The 18,227-nt window shown below is 68.2% G+C and carries 17 protein-coding genes and 4 pseudogenes; 16 read left to right on the forward strand and 5 right to left on the reverse strand.

Translation table 11 applies throughout. The features are described 5' to 3' along the window. Positions 1 to 70 precede the first annotated feature (70 nt). The 5 genes and pseudogenes from AB0C62_RS36500 (at position 71) to AB0C62_RS36520 (ending at position 4,344) form a co-directional block, all read left to right on the forward strand. Positions 71 to 934: an STAS domain-containing protein gene (locus AB0C62_RS36500; RefSeq protein WP_362980695.1), complete on the forward strand. Its 864-nt coding sequence runs from the start codon at positions 71 to 73 to the stop codon at positions 932 to 934. Then, positions 931 to 1,272, forward strand: a pseudogene (locus tag AB0C62_RS36505) (STAS domain-containing protein); the annotation flags it as partial. The gene AB0C62_RS36500 and the pseudogene AB0C62_RS36505, both read left to right, overlap by 4 nt. 95 nt (positions 1,273 to 1,367) lie before the next feature. Further along, a complete protein-coding gene (locus tag AB0C62_RS36510) occupies positions 1,368 to 1,781 on the forward strand; it encodes an anti-sigma regulatory factor (RefSeq protein ID WP_362980697.1) in 414 nt (137 codons plus the stop codon). Next, entirely contained in the window at positions 1,778 to 2,995 is a 1,218-nt protein-coding gene (locus AB0C62_RS36515) for an ATP-binding SpoIIE family protein phosphatase (protein WP_362980773.1), read from the forward strand. The genes AB0C62_RS36510 and AB0C62_RS36515 overlap by 4 nt, the downstream gene beginning before the upstream one ends. Further along, a complete protein-coding gene (locus AB0C62_RS36520; RefSeq protein ID WP_362980699.1) occupies positions 2,992 to 4,344 on the forward strand; it encodes a PP2C family protein-serine/threonine phosphatase in 1,353 nt (450 codons plus the stop codon). The genes AB0C62_RS36515 and AB0C62_RS36520 overlap by 4 nt, the downstream gene beginning before the upstream one ends. Positions 4,345 to 4,939: 595 nt before the next feature. Here the strand turns inward: AB0C62_RS36520 and AB0C62_RS36525 are convergent. Beyond that, positions 4,940 to 5,719 (reverse strand): SDR family oxidoreductase, encoded by a 780-nt coding sequence (locus AB0C62_RS36525; protein ID WP_362980701.1) that lies wholly within the window; start codon positions 5,717 to 5,719, stop codon positions 4,940 to 4,942. 80 nt (positions 5,720 to 5,799) lie between these two features. Between AB0C62_RS36525 and AB0C62_RS36530 the strand changes: the two genes are divergently transcribed. After that, positions 5,800 to 6,384: a TetR/AcrR family transcriptional regulator gene (locus AB0C62_RS36530; protein ID WP_362980704.1), complete on the forward strand. Its 585-nt coding sequence runs from the start codon at positions 5,800 to 5,802 to the stop codon at positions 6,382 to 6,384. Positions 6,385 to 7,233: 849 nt separating this feature from the next. Continuing rightward, on the forward strand, positions 7,234 to 7,665 hold the full coding sequence (locus tag AB0C62_RS36535) for a hypothetical protein (RefSeq protein WP_362980706.1): 432 nt from the start codon (positions 7,234 to 7,236) through the stop codon (positions 7,663 to 7,665). Between the two features lie 1,018 nt (positions 7,666 to 8,683). Here the strand turns inward: AB0C62_RS36535 and AB0C62_RS36540 are convergent. Further along, complete coding sequence (locus AB0C62_RS36540) at positions 8,684 to 9,313, reverse strand: STAS domain-containing protein (protein ID WP_362980708.1); 630 nt, start codon at positions 9,311 to 9,313, stop codon at positions 8,684 to 8,686. On the opposite strand from AB0C62_RS36540, the gene AB0C62_RS36545 reads away from it, so the two are divergent. Together AB0C62_RS36545 and AB0C62_RS36550 are read left to right on the forward strand one after the other, a co-directional pair. Beyond that, on the forward strand, positions 9,231 to 10,064 hold the full coding sequence (locus AB0C62_RS36545) for a hypothetical protein (protein ID WP_362980710.1): 834 nt from the start codon (positions 9,231 to 9,233) through the stop codon (positions 10,062 to 10,064). The genes AB0C62_RS36540 and AB0C62_RS36545 overlap by 83 nt on opposite strands. A gap of 241 nt (positions 10,065 to 10,305) precedes the next feature. Next, a pseudogene (locus AB0C62_RS36550) lies at positions 10,306 to 10,627 on the forward strand (hypothetical protein); the annotation flags it as partial. Here AB0C62_RS36550 and AB0C62_RS36555 read toward each other — a convergent pair. Further along, positions 10,560 to 10,973: pseudogene (locus AB0C62_RS36555) on the reverse strand (helix-turn-helix domain-containing protein); the annotation flags it as partial. The pseudogenes AB0C62_RS36550 and AB0C62_RS36555 sit on opposite strands and share 68 nt — an antisense overlap. Before the next feature lie 98 nt (positions 10,974 to 11,071). On the opposite strand from AB0C62_RS36555, the gene AB0C62_RS36560 reads away from it, so the two are divergent. The 6 genes and pseudogenes from AB0C62_RS36560 (at position 11,072) to AB0C62_RS36585 (ending at position 15,072) form a co-directional block, all read left to right on the forward strand. Further along, positions 11,072 to 11,716, forward strand: a complete 645-nt coding sequence (locus AB0C62_RS36560; RefSeq protein WP_362980712.1) for an MBL fold metallo-hydrolase — start codon at positions 11,072 to 11,074, stop codon at positions 11,714 to 11,716. Positions 11,717 to 12,301: 585 nt separating this feature from the next. Beyond that, positions 12,302 to 12,670 (forward strand): hypothetical protein, encoded by a 369-nt coding sequence (locus AB0C62_RS36565; RefSeq protein ID WP_362980714.1) that lies wholly within the window; start codon positions 12,302 to 12,304, stop codon positions 12,668 to 12,670. After that, positions 12,667 to 13,336 (forward strand): annotated as a pseudogene (locus AB0C62_RS36570) (nucleotidyl transferase AbiEii/AbiGii toxin family protein). The gene AB0C62_RS36565 and the pseudogene AB0C62_RS36570 overlap by 4 nt, the downstream one beginning before the upstream one ends. Positions 13,337 to 13,556: 220 nt before the next feature. Beyond that, the gene (locus AB0C62_RS36575) at positions 13,557 to 14,123 is read left to right on the forward strand and encodes a GrpB family protein (RefSeq protein ID WP_362980716.1); all 567 of its coding nucleotides are present in this window, start codon (positions 13,557 to 13,559) and stop codon (positions 14,121 to 14,123) included. A gap of 6 nt (positions 14,124 to 14,129) precedes the next feature. Further along, positions 14,130 to 14,306, forward strand: coding sequence for a CsbD family protein (locus AB0C62_RS36580; RefSeq protein ID WP_362980719.1), 177 nt, complete (start codon positions 14,130 to 14,132; stop codon positions 14,304 to 14,306). Positions 14,307 to 14,583: 277 nt separating this feature from the next. After that, a complete protein-coding gene (locus AB0C62_RS36585; protein ID WP_362980721.1) occupies positions 14,584 to 15,072 on the forward strand; it encodes a GNAT family N-acetyltransferase in 489 nt (162 codons plus the stop codon). 161 nt (positions 15,073 to 15,233) lie between these two features. On the opposite strand, the gene AB0C62_RS36590 is transcribed toward AB0C62_RS36585, so the two are convergent. Further along, positions 15,234 to 15,668, reverse strand: a complete 435-nt coding sequence (locus AB0C62_RS36590; RefSeq protein WP_362980723.1) for a hypothetical protein — start codon at positions 15,666 to 15,668, stop codon at positions 15,234 to 15,236. Between the two features lie 422 nt (positions 15,669 to 16,090). Here AB0C62_RS36590 and AB0C62_RS36595 point away from each other — a divergent pair, with 422 nt between their 5' ends. Then, positions 16,091 to 16,333 carry a hypothetical protein gene (locus AB0C62_RS36595; protein WP_362980725.1) on the forward strand — a complete coding sequence of 81 codons (243 nt, stop codon included), beginning with the start codon at positions 16,091 to 16,093 and terminating at the stop codon, positions 16,331 to 16,333. 180 nt (positions 16,334 to 16,513) lie between these two features. Here AB0C62_RS36595 and AB0C62_RS36600 read toward each other — a convergent pair whose 3' ends face one another. Next, positions 16,514 to 17,698 carry a zinc-dependent alcohol dehydrogenase gene (locus AB0C62_RS36600; RefSeq protein ID WP_362980727.1) on the reverse strand — a complete coding sequence of 395 codons (1,185 nt, stop codon included), beginning with the start codon at positions 17,696 to 17,698 and terminating at the stop codon, positions 16,514 to 16,516. Positions 17,699 to 18,227: the final 529 nt, after the last annotated feature.

Here is an 18,227-nt window from a genome sequence, read left to right on the forward strand (position 1 = left end):
CGGGCCTTCAGGTCACTCCAATGGCTTAAGGTTCGGACAAAAGGCCACCCGGCCTCCTGAAACAAGAAGGATGTGCTCTGTGGCTGGTGACGGCATTTCAGATCGTCTGGTCAACCTGCTGACGGTTCGAGGTGAAGACCTCGGCGCGCAGTGGGCAGACAAGGTCACCGGTTCCCTGGGCGGACGGGTGAGCCGCGCCGAGGTGCAGCAGGAACTGCAGGAGATCTACACAGCGTTGGTGGCCGCCCTCGGCGACGGGAGCCTGGACGGCCGCGGGGAGGCGTTCGGCGAGGTCCGTGCGCTGCTGACCGAACTGTCGCGCAACCGCGCACACCAGGGTTTCACCCCTACCGAGACAGCGGTGAGCGTGTTCGCCCTCAAGGAGGTCCTTGAGCCCTCCCTCGGCGGCGACGACGGTGACCTGCAGGCCTACCTGAAGTTCGGTGCGCTCCTGGACACGCTGGGCCTGTTCACCATCGAGGTCTACACGCGTACCCGTGAGGAACTGATCTCGGCGCAGGCCGAGCAGCTGCTGGAGCTGTCGACGCCGGTCGTGAAGCTGTGGGACGGAGTGATCGGTGTCCCGCTGGTCGGCACCCTTGACTCGGCACGAACCATGGTCGTGATGGAGAAGATGCTCCAGGCGCTCATCGATACGGGTTCCGAGCAGGCCATCATCGACATCACCGGTGTGCCGGCTGTGGACACCGAAGTCGCCCAGCACCTGCTGAAGACCGTGGTCGCGGCCCGCCTGATGGGCGCGGAGTGCACCATCTCCGGCATCCGCCCGCAGATCGCGCAGACCATCGTGGCCCTGGGCATCAACTTCGGTGACATCGTCACCAAGGCCACCCTGGCCGATGCCCTGCGGCACGCCCTGCGCCGCTCCGGAGTCACGTTCTCCCGCACAGCCCCGCAGGCCGGTGCCCGATGACCGAGCGCGTTCCGGTCCTGCAGATCGGGCAGGTCCTGCTCGTCTCCATCCAGACGGATCTGGACGACCAGTCGGTGATGCTCCTCCAGGACGACCTGGCCGCGAAAGTCGTCGAGACGGGCGCCCACGGGGTGGTCATCGACATCACCGCGGTGGACATCGTGGACTCCTTCGTTGGCCGCATGCTGTCGACCATCGCCTCCATCTCGCGCCTATTGGACGCGCAGACCGTCGTGGTGGGCATGCGCCCAGCCGTGGCTATCACCCTGGTCGAACTCGGCCTGTCGCTCGGCGGCGTGCGCACCGCCCTGACCTTGGACAAGGGCCTGCGGGTGCTCGAACATGCCCGCGCCGAGTCCCTCGGGGAGTCCGATCCCGACGGCCTGACCGACCCTGGTTCTGACGGCGTCGCGCCGGATACTGCGGCAGGCCTGTGAACGGCGCCTCCAGCGGTGCTCAAACGCTGGAGATCACCGCCAACGCCGGCGTGGTGCAGGCCCGTCAACTGGTGCGTGCCTTGGCCCTGGAGTGCCGTTTCTCTCTGGTCGAGCAGACCAAACTGATCACTGCCGCCAGTGAGCTGGCCCGCAACACCCTCATCCACGGCGGCGGCGGCACCATGACCGCCAACCTCGTCGAAGAACGCGGCCGGCGCGGTGTGCGCCTGGTCTTCAGCGACCGCGGGCCCGGCATTCCCGACGTGGACCTGGCGCTGACCGACGGCTGGACCTCCGGTGGCGGCATGGGCCTTGGCCTGTCCGGCTCCAGGCGGCTGGTCGACGACTTCGCCCTCGACACCAGCCCAGGACAGGGGACCACCGTGACCATCACCAAGTGGAAGCGATGACCAGCCCCGGCTTTGCGCCCATATTGGACTGCGAGGACGTGGCCTGGTTCCGCGACCAGCCGGAAGCCGCCCGCGGCGCGGCTGCCGCCCTGGGCCGGCGCATCGGCCTGGGGGAGCAGCGCAGTTCCGAGCTCGTGCTCGCGGTGGCCGAACTGGCGGGCAACATCGCCAAGCACGCCGCTGACGGTTCCCTGCTCCTGCGCGTCCTGCGCAACGAAGCCACCGCCGGCGTGGAAGTGCTGGCCGTGGACAACGGCCCGGGAATCGCTGACGTGCCCGCGGCCCTGCAGGACGGCATGTCAACGGCCGGCACCCTAGGCATCGGCCTCGGCGCCGTCCAGCGCCTGGCCGACTCCTTCCACATCCACTCCCAACCCGGCCTGGGGACCGTGCAGGTCGCCCGGTTCTGGCCGCGCCCCCAACACCCCTCCGTCGCCGGAGAGCCGATGGTGGGAGGCATCAGCCGTCCCATCAGCGGCGAGCAGGTCTGCGGCGATGCCTGGTCCATCCGCACGGACACCGGCGAACAGACATCCCAGCCAGGCTTCGAGGGCACCAACCGACCCGCCGCTCCCAGGACAGCTCCGGACTGGGCTGCTCTGACCGGCCGACCGCCTACAGCACGGACGACTGCCGCCTCGGAGCGTGATTCCTCCGCACGCTGGGGCAGGGTCGGACGTCCTGCGGCAGTGCGCGCCGCCGTCGCCGGGCCGGGCCAGGGTGTACTCGTCATGTCCTGCGACGGGCTGGGCCACGGCCCGATGGCCGCCAGGGCCGCGCAGGCGGCCGTCCACGCCTTCAAGACCGGCACGGCCCGCACTCCGGAACAGGCGATGGAGCAGGTCCACCGCGCTCTGCGCGGAACACGCGGTGCGGCGGTGGCCATCGCCCGCCTGGAACCGGACGGCCGGCTGCTGTTCTGCGGCGTCGGGAACATCACCGCCGCACTGGTCACCAGCACCAGCCGCAGCACCTTGCTGTCCCATCCCGGCATCACCGGACACCAGATGCACCAACTGCGCACCTACGAGCACCGCCTGCCCGCCCACGGGATCCTGGTGATGCACTCCGACGGTCTCAGCGAACGCTGGACCCACAGCGATCTGGCGGGCCTGCTCCATCACCCGCCCGCTCTGATCGCCGCCGCCCTGATGCGGCAAGCCGGAACCCGACGCGACGACGCCAGCGCGGTGATCATCAAGGCCGCCCGGTGACCGTACCCGCCCCCCGAGCCGCCGGCGCCACGGCCCTGCTGGTGACACCCCTCGGCACGGAGCAGCACATCTTCGCGCTGCGCCGCCACGCCAAGACCATCGCCCAGGCCGTCGGCCTGGACGACCGGGAGCAGGTGCGCCTCGCGACCGCGGTGAGTGAACTGGGACGGGACCTGCTGCGCCCGTCCGCGATGACCGCCGTGTTCAGCCTGCAGCAGGAGCCGCCCACGCTGCGCACCCTCCTGCAGTGGCGCGACGACCGCGCCCCCAGCCGCGAGTCGCTGACCGCCGTCACCCGGCTGCTGCCGCAGACCCGCTACGAGCCGGCCCCCGGCCAACCGGAGCACTCGGGCGGCGGCCGGATAGAGATCGTCTGCGCCATCCCCGAGCTCGCCGCGCGAGACCTGAAAGTGGAACAGGTCCTCGCACTGTTGGAGTCGGACGGCCCGGCCAGCGCGATCGACGACCTGCAGGCACAGTCCCGGGACCTGATCAACGCACTCCAGGAAGCCCACGCCCAGCGCGACGAGCTGGAACGGCTGAACGAGGAACTCACCGAGACCAACGCCGGGGTGATGGCTCTCTACGCGGAACTGAGCGTCGAGCACAAGGACGTCGTGGAGCGCTTCGGACAGGAGCACGAACTCGCCCTGGCGCTGCAGCGCACCTTCCTACCGGCAACCCTGCCTCAGACACCCGGCGTGGAACTGGCAGTGCGCTATCTCCCGGCTGCCACCACAACCGAGATCGGCGGAGACTTCTACGAAGCCGTCACCACGCAGAAGGGCCTCCTGCTCGCGGTGGGGGACGTCGTCGGCCACTCACTGCAGGCAGCCATGGTCATGGGCGAAATACGCCACGCGCTGCGCGCGTACGCCGCACAGGACCACCTTCCGCACGTTCTGCTGGAGCACCTGGACCGCCTCCTGAGGCTGCATCAGCCGGGATGGACCGCCACGGTGTGCATCGTGCTGGTCGACCCGGGCAACGCACGTCTGCACATCGCCAACGCCGGCCATCTCCCGCCCCTGCTCATGGCGCAGGACGGGGCACCCCGCTACCTGAGCGAGCACGGCCCGCTCCTTGGCCTGGGCCTGCCGCAGCCGAAAGCTGTCAGCCACCCCATCGAACCGGGCAGCCGGCTGGTCATGATCACCGACGGGCTCATCGAGACGCGGGTCAGCGACCTCCGCGACCGCATGGAGCTCCTGCGCGCCGCAGTGGCCGACGGAGCTGGGGAGCCGGAAGCCCTGTGCACCGAACTGGTCGACGCCTTCGGTACGGACGCGGACGACGACGTCATCGTCTTCACGGCCCGCCTGCATCCGCCCGGTCCGGGACTCGGCTGAGGAGAGGAACACAGTGCGGGCGCGCGTGATCCATCGCGCTCGCACAGCAGCGGGCGGGTGAACGCACACCTTCTTCTCATCCGCCGCCTGCGCGCAGCTGCTGTGCGTAGCCGGGACCGGGGGAGACGCTTCATAGCTGCGGTCAGGAGCCGTGCTCAATCATGGTCGAGTCGTTGGAAGCTGTCGGCGCACGTGGCCGTCTCGATGAGTCCGGCGATCACTTGGGTGCGCTGTCGATGCCGGGGTCGCGGACGATCAGGCCGTCGGACCCGGAAGTAGGCGCCGCCGAGAGCCTCGTCTTTGCCTGCCCCGGCTTCGTAGCGGCCGTGTGCCCGTTCGACGAGGGATTTTCACCCCGCTGGGCCGGTCGCAGTGACCGGCGGTGCGGTCGCTCGTTCCACCGAACACGATCTTCAAGAGCGTCCCACTCGTGGGGGCGGCAGCAGCCCCGCTGCTGCCGCCCCCACTCAGGTGGCCGACGCCCCCGAGCCACGGTCATCAAGGGACAGGGCAAGGCGGCGTGCCCCAAGGAGTCGGTGTGCCTCTACGAGGACATCCACCTCAGCGGCGGCCGGGCCGACGCCCGGATCGGGAGCTAGATGAGGGGGAGTTCACCGCCGTCGACCGTCAGGCTTACTCCGGTGACCCACTGGGCCCGGTCCGATGCGAGGTAGGCGACGGCCTCGGCGATGTCGCGCGGGTCTCCGGGACGACCCAGAGGGATGCCCGCTGTGGTGGCGTCGAGCGGGACGTCCATCGCGTCGGCGAAGTTCTGGCGGATCGCGTCGGCACCCGGGGTGAGCACGTTGCCGGGGATGATGGTGGTGACGCGGATTCCGGCCGGCGCGAGTTCGGAGGCGAGCGCTTTGCCGTAGGTGTTGAGGGCGGCCTTGGCGGCACCGTAGTGAGCCAGTGGCGGCGCCGGCGTGAGGGCCGCTCCCGATGAGATGTTGACGATCGCGCCGCCCGACCCGGCCTCGCGCAGCGCCGGCAGCAGCGCGTTGTTGACCCTCACGGCGGACAGGTAGTTGAGGTTGAGCGCGTCGATCCATTCCTCATCGGGGATGGATGAGATTCCCCCGATGTGGGCGCGTGCCGCTGCCGCGTTGTTGACCACGATGTCGACGCCGCCGAGTGCGTCGAGCGCTGCCGCAGTGAATGCCTGCACGCCGGCGAGCGTGCCGATGTCGCCCTGGATGAAGGTGGCGGCCTTCGGTGTCTCGTCGGAGGCGTTACGTGCCGTGGTGACGACGGTCGCGCCGCCGTCGAGCAGCCGCTGCACGATGGCCGCGCCGATCCCGCGGCTGCCTCCCGTCACGATCGCGCGCTTTCCTGCGAACTCGGTGGGGTCGGGTGAAGTGCTAGTTCTGAACATACGGTCCACTATAACAGCTTCTGGACCGAACGTTCAGAAAGGATTTGGACCGATGGTTCAAAACGGCGTATTGTGCAGACATGGGGCGACCAAGGAAATTCAACGAACAAGACGTCCTGGCCGCTGCGCGCCGACAATTCAACGAAACCGGCTACCACGGCACCTCGGTCGACGACCTCTCCCGCGCGACAGGGCTCAGCAAGGGAAGCCTCTACGGCGCATTCGGCGACAAGGAGGCCCTGTTCCTGCGAATATTCGAGGCATACTGCGCAGACTCTGACGAGAGCGCCGCCGCCCTGCTCGAAGGCCCGGAGGACCAGGCCCTCGACCGCCTCCGCGCATGGCTCACAGCGCCGGACGACCACACCGGTCAACCTGGCTGTCTGCTGGCCAAAGCCACGGCCGAACTGGCGTCGGAGAACGACGCCATCGCGACCAGGTCACTCGCGGCGTACGAAATGCTGCTCGACAGCTGCCGCCGGCTTGTCGCGCAGGCGCAGCGCGCCGGTCACGTGGATCCGGCCGCCAACGCCGAGGCGCTCGGCGGACTGATCCTCACCACGCATCGCGGGCTCGAAGCGCTCGCCAAGGCAGGGGTCGACGCGAAGACCAGGAACCGAATCGCCGACGCCGCGATCGACAGCATCACACTGCCCGTTTCTTGAACTTGGAGCCGCCAGGTCCCGCCTGGGGCGCGGGCAGACCTTGGTACTCGGTCCTCTGCGGGAGCAGCCGGTGGCACGGTCGTGGGGCTCGCCGGCCAGGGCCCTCTTCTGTGGGCCGCGGCCGCGCGCTGATGAGTGCGCACGACGGTGCAGTCCACCGAGACCGCCCCATTCAGGCCCTCATCGGCGTCGGCCTCGGTCATCAGCTCGGTGAAGACCGCTCCCAGGTGCCGTCGACCGCCCACACCCGCAACCGGATGTAGACCCCGCGCGCGCCACCTTCCGTACTCGCGGGTGATCTTCGATGGGCACGGCTGCGATCAACGCACCCAGCGGATGCGAAAACCGATCGACGGCCAGTCCTCCTGCGTGACGTCGTGAACGGCACCCGTGGGAGCGTCGGGTCGGCCCGTTCGGAAACCCGGGGCGGGGTTCCGGAACGGGCCGACGCTGCCATTTCGCCGGCCCCAACCGGCGATTCCCCTGTCCGTCCCCTTCAGGGGTTTCCCTCTCCACGGCGCAACCAGAGCCGCACGGACGTGAGTAGCCCCGTTCTCACAGGTCAAAACGCTCTTCTTCCCGACCGGCGAAGCCGCGGGACGGCTGGCATGAAGCAGCCGGTTGGCTACTTCATGCGTTGGGGGTGGTCCGGCCTCGAGTCGTACTCCGAGACCGGGCCGAGAGTGAGGACCCCCGGCGATACCGGGCCGTGGTCCTCACGGTCACGCGGCCGGCCGAGGCCTGCGTGATGCTCTGTGCAACGGCGCCCCGGTGTGCTGCTAATCTCAGCCCGCTGACCAGCACATCTGTCTGTAGCTGGTCTTCAGCGCGGACCTTGAGAGGGGCGACGTGATCAAGCGGATACAGCGGGCCGCCGGGGTCGTGGCGACGATTGTCGCCTTGGCCGGTTGCGGTGACGCGGGGGGAGCGGACGCGAAGTCCTCCCCGCAGCCGACTGCCACGCCGACCGCGGACGGCGTAGCCACCCTGCCCAGCGCTGAGGGCACCAGCGATGCCGCGGCAGTCACGCTCGTCGGCGAATGGAGCTCCTCGGGCCCCGAGCTGCTCGTGCTCCATGTGACCGGCTTGAGAGCCGAGACGATGGGTCAACATCACTGCCGGGGCAGGGTGGCGAAGGACGACGGGGTGTACGTCATCAGGCTCAAGTGCGACGACGGCAATACCGACCGGGCTGTGGGTCGGGTCTACGGACTCACGGCGTCAGCCATGACGGTCGACTGGCAAGGCTTCGGCGCAGATAGTATGCAGCGGTTGAAGTAAGGCAAAGCGGGCGCGCGGCCGAACCTGGAGCAAGAGCTCAGCCCCTGACGTGGAACTCGTTGCCACCCGCGTCCCGGAACTCGCCCGCGTTCGTTAGAATGGGCCGCCTCCCGCCAAGGTCCGCCCCCCTCCACGCTCGCCGCCATACCGGCGCGGTCGCATGGGTGACGGCCCGAGTCCGGTGCACAGGTTTCGGGCCCTCTGTAGCGCGCTTCCGAAGGGTGAAGCCGGATTCCGCGCGCGACGACGTGTCCAACGACATCATCGACTCTCAGGCACGCCCCCACATGTCTGCGGCGGTGAGCTGGAGGTTCAGCTGCGGGTGTTGTTGAAGCGGACGGCCGGTTGTCAGCCCTCCTGTACGGGAGTCATGCACCACGGGCGGAGCGGGCTGGCGCCGTGACCGCACTGGTGGGTCTTGCGCTGGCAGGCGCCGCAGGGGCGGCCCTTGTCAGCGGGGCAGATCAGTGCGGAGGGGGCGGCTCGCTGATCGGCGGTGGGGGAGTGGTCACGACCGGCATCCTGTTCCGTACGCTCTACGGAGATCCCGCTGTACAGAAAACCGAGCCCCCCGTACAGACGTCCGATGACGCCGCCCGGCCCCGTACTCCCTGCCAAGCTGTTGACGCGGCCGGGTTCAGATGGACGGTGTCCGACGGTACGGTCCGTTCCTCGGGAGCCGCAGAGATGCCCGGCATCCAGGTAGCCCGGCCTTGCTGATGCGCTAGGTAAGGGCCCGGACCTACGGGGAGACCAGTCCGGGCCCTCCCGCGTCACGCTTCCCCGAGCGCGACGCTCGCTCATCGCGCTTCCTGTCCGCCGACAGGCGCGTGAGCGGCGAGAAACGGTCAGGAGGCAGGGTGGACCGTCCCTCGCCGCCATGATGCTGCCGGGCCGCTGACCTAGCGATCCTGGGCCCTCGATCCTCCCCCAGAACGGCACACACAGAGCACGGATCGTGCTTGATCGTAAGATCGCGCACCGCGGCCGACGCACTGATGGCGCACGCCTCGGCTGGTCACTTTCCCTGTTCCACTCCGCACAAGGCGTCGGCGAGGACCAGGGCCGCGTCGACGTCTTCCGCCACGAGGAAGCAGTCGATCGTGCCGGTGATGGTCAGAAGCCGTGTCACCAGCGAATGCAGTGGTCCCGCCAGGATCAAGCACGTTCCCGCCTCCTGATGGGCGCGGCGAGCCGTGAGGAGCCAGTGGAGAAATGCTGTGTCCCCGAACGCCAAGGCCGACAGGTCGATGATCATCGCCGGAAGCATCTTCCCGCTGGTCTCATCCATCGCGGAGCGCAGCACGTCCTCTCGCTCGAAGTATGACAACCCCATGGGGGTAGCCGAGCAGGTGCAGCATGGCCGCCTGATAGCTGCGCGCGGTCTCTGGAGCTCGTGGGCCGCGTTCTTGCGGGTCTGGGTGCGTGAGTCATAAGCACCCTCGCACTCCGCTCGTCGCGGCGCTGCGCGAAAGTCTGGTGACGCGCGGTGGGCGGTACGGTCTGTTCGCTGAAGTGGGGGCCGACGATGGGCAGTTGCGTGCGTGTCGCTAGCATCCACGATCATGACCATCCGGGGGTGGCGGCTGGGTGCCGCGTTGATGATTACGGCGCTCTGTGTCTCTGGTGCCGGCGGGCCGGGCGTCATCCGTACGGCGTCGGACCTCGGCTCCCTCCCGGGCGACCGCTACGACTACACGCCGCAGGACTACCAGCAGTCCAAGCGGGCAACGGCGTTGCTGGTCCGCCAGTGCATGGCGGAGCGCGGCCACCCGGACTTCCCGCTAGACCCTCGTTATCCCAGCGATCCCATCGTCGCCACCGCGGTTGCCACCGACTACGGAGTCCTGAATCTTGATGCCGCTCGCCGCTGGGGCTACGGCTGGGACCCGGCGACGGCCGTGGCGCCGCAGGCGAAGGGCCGCAGGATGACGAACGCCGAGTATGCGGGCTTCCCCGCATGTAAAGCCGAGGCGGACGAGAGGCTGATGCGCGGCATCGACGTCAAGCGGGACTGGCTCTACGCCAGTAGGCGGGCGCTCGAGGTCGACGAAGTGGTCAAGCGTGATCCACGCCTGCGCGCTGGGTGGAGGGTGTGGTCCCGGTGTGTGGCACAACAAGGATTCACGCGCTATCCCGACCCTGTGGCCGCGTACTCGGACACCGCCTGGCGGCGTGGCAGTGACGGCAACACCCGGCACACACCGCAGGAGCGAGCGACCGCTGCGGCGGACGTCACCTGCAAACGGCGCCACCATACGGCCGAGGTCTGGCACGCCGCCCGGGCACGGGGGCAGAGCGCAGACATCGCCAGGCACCGTGACCGCTATGCCGCCAGTCTCGAGGCGCTGCGAGCGTACCGGGCGACGATCGTCGAGGTGCTGCGGAAATTGGGCTAGGCGGATTCGGCGACTGAACCGTCTCCCGCCCCAGGCTGTTCAGCCGCAGCGTGAGCCGTTGAATCTCACGGTGGGGACGTGGCGGACAGAACATCCGCAGGGAAGGGGTCTGTGCGGGAGCGGTGCCATCGGACGGGTGGCATCGGCGGCCGGCGTCCCGGGCCACGTCGACGCCGCCCTCGCCCACCCAGGTCCGGCTCCACAAGCGGGACGTCCAGGGCCACGTTCCGTGCCCCGGCGTCGACGTCTCCTCGCGGACAAGGCCTACGGCATCCCTCCTCTGCGGCGTTGACTGTGGGGCAAACACACTGGTGTTCGCATCGCCTGCAAGGGCACCGAATCCCGTGAACGCCTCGGCCGTCGACGGTGGGTCAGTGAACCGCACCATGTCCTGTCTGACCGGCTACTGTCGCCTCAACCATCGCTACGAGCGGAAACCGGGCAACTACTGGGCCTTGGCCGGTCTGGCGGCCGCGCCCTGCTGCTGGCTTTCCTCAGGTGCGCCGTCAGCCGGGCCAGTAGGGGCAGTGCCGCCGCGAGCGTCGCGCGTTCCTCGGCGCTGAGTGTGTCGCCGATGGCGCTGCCGAGCGTGGCCGCGCGCCCGCGCCGTTCCTCGGCAAGGCGGTCGCTTCCCGCGGCGGTGAGGTGCAGAAGTAGCTTACGCCCGTCCGCGGGGTGTGCCTCGGTGCGTACGAGGCCCTGGGCAAGGAGTTCCTTCACCGACTTGGCGACCGATTGGTGGCTCACGCCCCGCCGCTGGGCGACGTCGGCGGTCGTCAGCGGGCCGTCGCGGTCGATATAGCCGAGGACGGCGGACTCGGCAGGGGGCATGGTGTCGACGGTGCGCACGGTACGCACCAGTTGTCCGACGGCGAGCCGGAGTTCCTCGGCCAGTCGGTCGTCGTCCAGGGGGTTGTCGGGCATGGAGGCAACTTACCTCGCTTCGAAATCTACAACCTAGGTGTACAGTTTGGGTGTAGAACTTGATCGACTTGAAGGGAATCCCCATGCAGCTCACCAAACACGCCCACGCATGCGTCACCGTCGAGAAGGACGACACCCGCCTTGTCATCGACCCTGGCACCCTCACCCCGGACGCGGCGGACGCCGTCGGCCGGGCCCGGGCGATCCTGATCACCCACGAACACTTCGACCATTTCGACGAGAAGCTGGTCGCTGCCGCCCTCGCGGACCGGTCCGAGCTGGAGGTCTACGGCACTGCCAGCGTCGCGGCGGCCCTCGGCAGCCAGGGAGGCCGCGTCCACACCGTCGCCGCGGGCGACACCTTCACCGTCGGGGCCGTCACCGTCGCCGTGTACGGCCGCCGCCACGCGCTGATCCACGCCGACGTCCCGTGCCCCGACAACGTCGGCTACCTCCTCGACGGTGGCACCCTGTATCACCCAGGCGACGCGTACTTCGTCCCCGACGCCCCCGTGCGCACCCTGCTGCTCCCCACCAGCGGACCCTGGACCAAGCTCAGCGAAGCCGCCGACTACGTCCGCGCGGTCAAGCCCGAACAGGTCGTCCAGATCCACGAACTCATGCTCAGCGACCTCGGACAGCACTCCGTCGCCAATCTCCTGGGCGAGAATGGCCTGACCGGCATCGCCATCCAGCGCCTCGCACCAGGCACAGCCATCCAGCTGTAAAGAATCCTTGTCCCCAGACGAAAGAGCGCCCTGCGCGGCCTGGGACTCGGGGCTGATGGCTGGAGTGTGATGCTGCGTGAGGCGTACGCGAACGACCAGGGCGCGTCGAACACTCTGATCGCGGTCTCGGGTGGTAACCGGTCGAAGGCGGACAAGTGCACGAGTCTGCTTCCCGGTGCCGGCGGACCGGTGCGCGTATGCGGCGGAGCGAGTGGCCGACAAGCTGCGTTGGGAGCTGACCGACGGATGCCGAGGAGCGGGACGTGGCTCGCCTCGCCGAAGCCGGTCCGACATGCGCCGTCACCCGCGAGCAGGTCACGGTTCCGTTCTCGACTCCGGATCGACAACCCCGTCCCTCTCCATGATCGGGATGGCGTAGACGGAGAGGGCGCAGCGGTCCGCGCCAAGGGCCCCAGCGGCGTGCCTGCAGATCCACATCCGCGAAGCCTTCCTCGGCCGCACCACCTGCCCTACCTTCACGCCACATCCAACGCCAAATCGGCTGTCATCGAGGCGCCGGCTGTTGGGAGGACGGGTTCGGGCGTAAGTCGTCACCCGCCCTGTGGGGCAGGTGACAATTGAGGCATGGCTCTCGGCTCTTCTCGTTTCCCGGTACCTAACGCGTTCGAGCTGCTCCGCGAGCAGTACGCCAAGCGGCTGCCCGCGCGCCTCCAGGACCTGACGGGTCCCACCCACGGTTCGGTCGACCTGCCACTGCATGTGGCCTGGTCAGGACGCCGCTCCTATGACGTCGAGCAGCCGCGCTCGCGGATGAGCCTCTACCGCACCGTCCTGACCGAAGGGCAGCGCCAGGACCTGGTCGCCTTCCTGAACCGGGATCTCTTGCTCGGGCAGTGGCCGGTGCTGCGCACCCTAGTCAGTCGGCCACTGCGGGAAGCCTGGGAAGCCGCCTTCCCCGAGCTGGCCGACGCCCGAAGCGTGCCGGCCGCGTGAACCTGACCGAACTGCACCGTCGGCTCCTTGCCGACGTACTCACGATCGGCACTCCGTACCCCTTGGTGATCACAGGCGGCTATGCCGTTCAGGCTCACGGTCTGGTCGACCGCATCAGCAGGACCTCGACGTAGCTACCGAAATCCCGCCTCGATCGCCGAGATCGTCGCCGTGGTCAGTGACGGCCTCGTCACCCGTGGCTGGAGCGTCCGCCAGATCGAGACGGGCGCCATCTCTGGTCGCCTCATCGCAACCGATCCGCAATCCGGGGAGGAATGTGAGGTGGACGTCCTCAAAGAGGCATTTTGGAGTCCGCCCACGCAGACCGAATATGGACCAGTGCTGGCCGTAGAGGACGTAATCGGCACCAAGGTCCGCGCGCTCGCGGACCGCGGCGCGGTCCGCGAGCTCATCGACGTCCACGTTGCCTCCCAGCACCACACCATCGCCGACCTCGAAACACTCGGCCGCCGCCACGCACGCTTCGAGTTCAGCCTCGAAGACCTACGCGACCGCCTCAACGGTGCGGAATGGTGGGACGACAAGGACTTCACCGACTACGGCCTCAACCCCGGCCAACTGGCCGACCTGCGCGCCTGGGCCGTCGCCTGGGCGGCCGATCTTGACGCCCGTCTGTACGCCGAAGAGGACCCCGACGAGGTGTGAGGGTCGTGGGGACGGCCGATCACTGGCCGGGCGAAGGCCCACAGCCTGCGCTGCTCATCTGCCGCCGGGGACCTCAATGGCTAAGCCAACTGTTCTTTAGCAGGCTGGCGGTCAGGCGAGTCCCGCTCGCCGTGGTGGGCGGGGCAGCTCCCCGCCGGTGGGCGGCCGCAGCCCTGCCGATCGAGATGATGAGTTGGCGCACAACGGGAAAGATGTGCTGATGACGAACAGCAGCAAGCCGCGTCGGCCGGACGTCACGGCGGTCGAGCTCATCGGTGGTCCAGAGGTCCTCCAGCTGAATCTTCACAGCTACGACCCTCGGTGGGCTCAGGACTACCTGGAGCACCGGCGCCGGATCCTCGATGCGCTGGCGGCGATAAACGTCGATGTCGAGCACATCGGATCCACTTCGGTTCCCGGCCTGGCCGCCAAGCCGATCGTTGACATCGTCGTCGCAGTGCCCGACATCACCGCAGAAGAGGACTACCTCGACGGGCTGCTGGCCGCCGGTTACGAACTGCGGGTTCGCGAGCCAGGGCATCGGCTCGTGCGCACACCGACTCGCGACGTCCACGTGCACGTGTATGAACGAGGGGATGCAGCGGTCCAGGAGTACCTCCTTCTCCGCGACCACTTGCGCACCAATGCAGACGACCGCGCCCTGTACGAGGGCGTCAAACGGGCTCTGCTCAGCCGGCGGTGGGACGATATGAACGACTACTCCGACGCCAAGAACGACGTCATCCTCGCGATCAAGACTCGAGCCAGGGCAACTGGCCCATGGTGAGTGGTCGTGGCTGCGGACGAGAAGGCTCAGGCGGAGGGCGAGCAGGTGGAGGGCAAGGTCAAGAAGGTCGTCGGCGGTGCGGTGGGCAACGAGTCCATGAAGGCCGAGGGGTACGCCGAGGAGTCAAAGGGCGACCTGCGTGTGGCAAAGGAGAAGGCCAGGGGCGCCGTCCGGCCCAAGTAGGCGCGTAGCACTCCTGATCCCGGCAGTCTGTGGGCTGCCGGGATTCGTGCTGTCTGTGCCGGAGCCCGGGCTCAGGGAGTCCGGATGCGGTGTGAACCGTGGTCTTCGCAAAGTCGGTGGCCACGCGAACGGAGCGCCGGCGGCCGGATCGGGGCACGCCCGGGCTCCTGCTCGAACGGCACCCAACTCCATGAACTCGTGACCTGCGAAAACGTGATGTGCCCCGGGGCGCGAAAAGCATTGGCGGTCCCATGGGGCGGGCCGACATTCTGTCCGTATGCTGATCAGGGAAGCCAACACCGAGGACTGGGCTGTCATCTGGCCCTTCTTCCACAAGATCGTTGCCGCTGGTGAGACCTTCACCTATCCGATCGACCTCAGCGCGGAGCAGGGCCGCGACTGGTGGCTCCTGCCGGCCCCGAACCGCACGGTCGTCGCCGCTGACGATGCCGGAAAGGTCCTCGGCACGGCAAAGATGAACAACAACCACATGGGCAACGGTTCACACATCGCGAGCGCCAGCTACATGGTCGACCCGGCGCACTCGGGGCAGGGCGTGGGCCGAGCACTGTGTGAGTACACGCTGGAGTGGGCGCGAGCGGCCAGCTTCCGGGCGATGCAGTTCAACGCGGTCGTCGAGACGAACGTGCATGCGGTGAAACTGTATCGGTCTCTCGGCTTTGAGGTGGTTGGCACGTTGCCGGAGGGCTTCCGGCATCCTTCGAAGGGCTATGTCGGGCTCCACGTCATGCACCGCACACTCTGAGGCACAGCACAAACTGAGTCAAAGGATCCAGAACCCGTCACCCGCCGTTCGGGTCAGCGTCAATGGACGCCGGTCCGAACGGCAACCGGAGACCTGTCGCACTGCATAGCCTGTGAGCAGCGCAAAGAGGTTCAGACACAGCTCTCACCGCGACGAACGGTTCACGCCTCGCAGAAGCCACCTTCCTTCAGCGCTTGGTTGATCTGCTTGCCCTGCGCTTTGGACGTCGTTACGTCCTTGTACGTAAAGCGCTGAGCGGCGAAGTAGTCGAGGCGCTGGGCGCCGCCGTTGATCGCCCCGCACTGATTGCGTGCCGCGTCGATGGCCTTGTCCTCGTACTTCACGGTGGCCGGGTTCGCGGCGGCGAGGGCTCGAAGCAACTGCGCACGCTCAACCCCGGTGGGTTCGGGCGGAATACCGTTACCAGCCTGCCCAACGTTGTCCGGGGTTACCGTGGCCCTGGGACTGCTCAACCTACTGGGCTGCGAGGCATGCTCACCGCCCCCTTCCCCGTCAGCATGACCGGGGCCGGAACATCCGGCGACAGCGAAGCAGGCGACAGTCAAAAGTGCAGCAATGGTGGCGCGAGTGTTCATGATTCCCCCGGTGCGGTGGTGTTGAGAGCGAATCATCGCAGCCGCCACCACGACGTTCAGGTATCAGTACATGACCGCCGCTTCACCACGCCGAACACAACCGCGGGCTACCAGGGCATGCCGAGCTCATCGGGCTCCGCCCGGCGCTCCGGGCGACCCTTTTTTCGGCCCGGCGTCGCGCGTTGCCTGAGCTCCGACCCACGCCCCAGCGGTCAGCGAGCAGCCGCACGCCGCGGCCTCCGGAGTGGGACCCGGGTCACGAGCGAAGCCAGGGAGGGTCGGAACGCGGTGCGCGACCCCAACTCCCTTGCAGTGCCGGTGTACCCGCCACCCGGCGGTGAAGCGGTCTCGTCCGGTGGCAGGGCGCCGCGGGTCCCCGGTGGAAGCTGATGCGACGCCGGATCGCGGGTATCCGGAGCTGCATGAGTCTTTCGAGGCCGGTGAAGTTCCTGCTGCTGTTCCTTCTCGCGTTCGTGGGAGGCACGCTGTATCTGCACTTCGGCAAAGACCAGGGCTGGAGCAACTCCCTGCTCCTCGGTCTCATCACGGCACCCGTCGTCGTGGCCGCATGGAAGTTCCGCGACTGGTACATGGACCGCGCCCAGAGGGCTGGACGGAACTGGCGTGAGGCCCGCGACGAGCGCAAGCGCGCACGGGGCGTCTGAGCAGTCGTCGCCGCTGTGGGAAGGCGCGCAGGAACCGGTAGCACTGCACTTCGCGCTGCGCGCCGTGCCGGGTATCTCTTCCTGTTTCCCATCCCTTCCTCGGTTGAGAAGGGATGGGCCGTGCGCGCCCGCCCGGCCGGTGCAGCGGCGGCCCCGGCTTCTTCGGGGCCTGCCGGTAGCTCAGGGACGCAAGAGTGTCTTGATCATGCCGTCCTGCTTCGCCTGGAAGGTGGCGTAAGCCTTGGGCGCGTCTTCCAGCGGCAGGTGGTGGGTGGCGAATCCGTCCACGCCCAGGGTGTCTTCATCGGTCAGCAGCGGCAGGATCTCCGGGACCCAGCGCCATACGTTGGCCTGGCCCATCCGGAACTGGATCTGCTTGTCGAACATGCGCAGGAGAGGCATCGGGTCCATGGCGCCGCCGTAGACCCCGGACAGGGAGACGGTGCCGCCGCGTCGTACGAGGTCGATCGCCGCGTAGAGCGCGCCGAGCCGGTCCAGGCCCGCCTTCTCCATGAACGGCTGAGCCAGTGCGTCGGGGAGCAGTCCGGTCGCCCACTGGGCGGCTTTGACGGCCGGGTTGCCGTGCGCTTCCATGCCGACGGCGTCGATGACCGCGTCGGTGCCGCGGCCGCCGGTCAGTTCGCGGACCGTGTCTCCGAGGTCCTTCTCGTGGCGGCGCAGGTCCAGGCAGGTCACGCCGTGGGCGGAGGCGCGCTCGAGGCGTTCGTTGACGAGGTCCACGCCGATGACCAAGCCCGCCCCGCGGTGCTGGGCGATGCGCGTGGCCATGTCGCCGATCGGGCCGAGCCCGAGCACGGTGAGCGAGCCGCCGGGCGGAATCGCCGCGTACTCGACGGCCTGCCACGCGGTGGGCAGCACATCGGAGAGGTAGACGAATCGGTCGTCGGCCGGCCCTTCGGGGACCTTGATGGGCAGGTGGTTTCCGAACGGCACCCGCAAATACTCGGCCTGCCCACCGGGCACCTGCCCGTACAGCTTGGTGTAGCCGAACAAGGAGGCGCCGGAGCCGTAGGCGTGGACTTGCGTCGTCTCGCACTGTGAGTGCAGGCCTTGGGAGCACATGAAGCAGGTGCCGCAGGAGACGTTGAACGGGATGACGACGCGATCTCCAGGGGCGACGGCACGCACCTCGGGGCCGACCTCTTCGACGATCCCCATGGCCTCGTGACCCAGGATGTCGCCGGGATCGAGGAAGGGTCCCAGGACTTCGTACAGGTGCAGGTCCGAGCCGCAGATTCCGGTGGAGGTGATCCGCACGATCACGTCATCAGGCTGCTGCAGGACAGGGTCGGGGACCGTCTCCACCCTGACATCCCGTCGGCCCTGCCAGGTCAGTGCACGCATGCTGTCCGCCTTTTCGCTCGCTGATCGCCGGTGACGTTCATGGCTGGGTATCCAAAGAGGGCGCTCGCAACCTAATGCGGCTCAATCGGGTGCTTTGCCCGCAGTCAGGCCGTACCCCGCCACCCGACCTCAATCGCGCCGTCGCGATCACCGCAGTCGGAAGGCATATGTGGTGATTGGGCGTACGCCGGCCGACCGGCCGGAGGGATGAGGCGGCCCGGACCACGAGGGGGGAGGGACAGTTCCGGGCCGCCACCTCACCAAAGTGCCCCCAGCCGGCGGCTGCCGCGACACCAGCAAGGTCACACGGGTGAGAGGCCGCATTGGGCGGACACGACCTGGCCCCAGGCTCCGGCCTTGACGCCGGTGGCGGCGTGCAGCTGGCCCCGCGACACTCAGGGCAGAGCAGCGGAGTCCAGGAACGGGCTGTGGACACGTACGGGTGGGTCGTAGACGGGGAGGACACCGGCATACGACGTCACGCTGTCCAACTGGAGGTGGAGGAGGCAGCAGCGCTGAGACTCCACGG

Origin of the sequence: Streptomyces sp. NPDC048643 (genome assembly GCF_040650615.1) — a bacterium.
Lineage (GTDB): Bacteria > Actinomycetota > Actinomycetes > Streptomycetales > Streptomycetaceae > Streptomyces.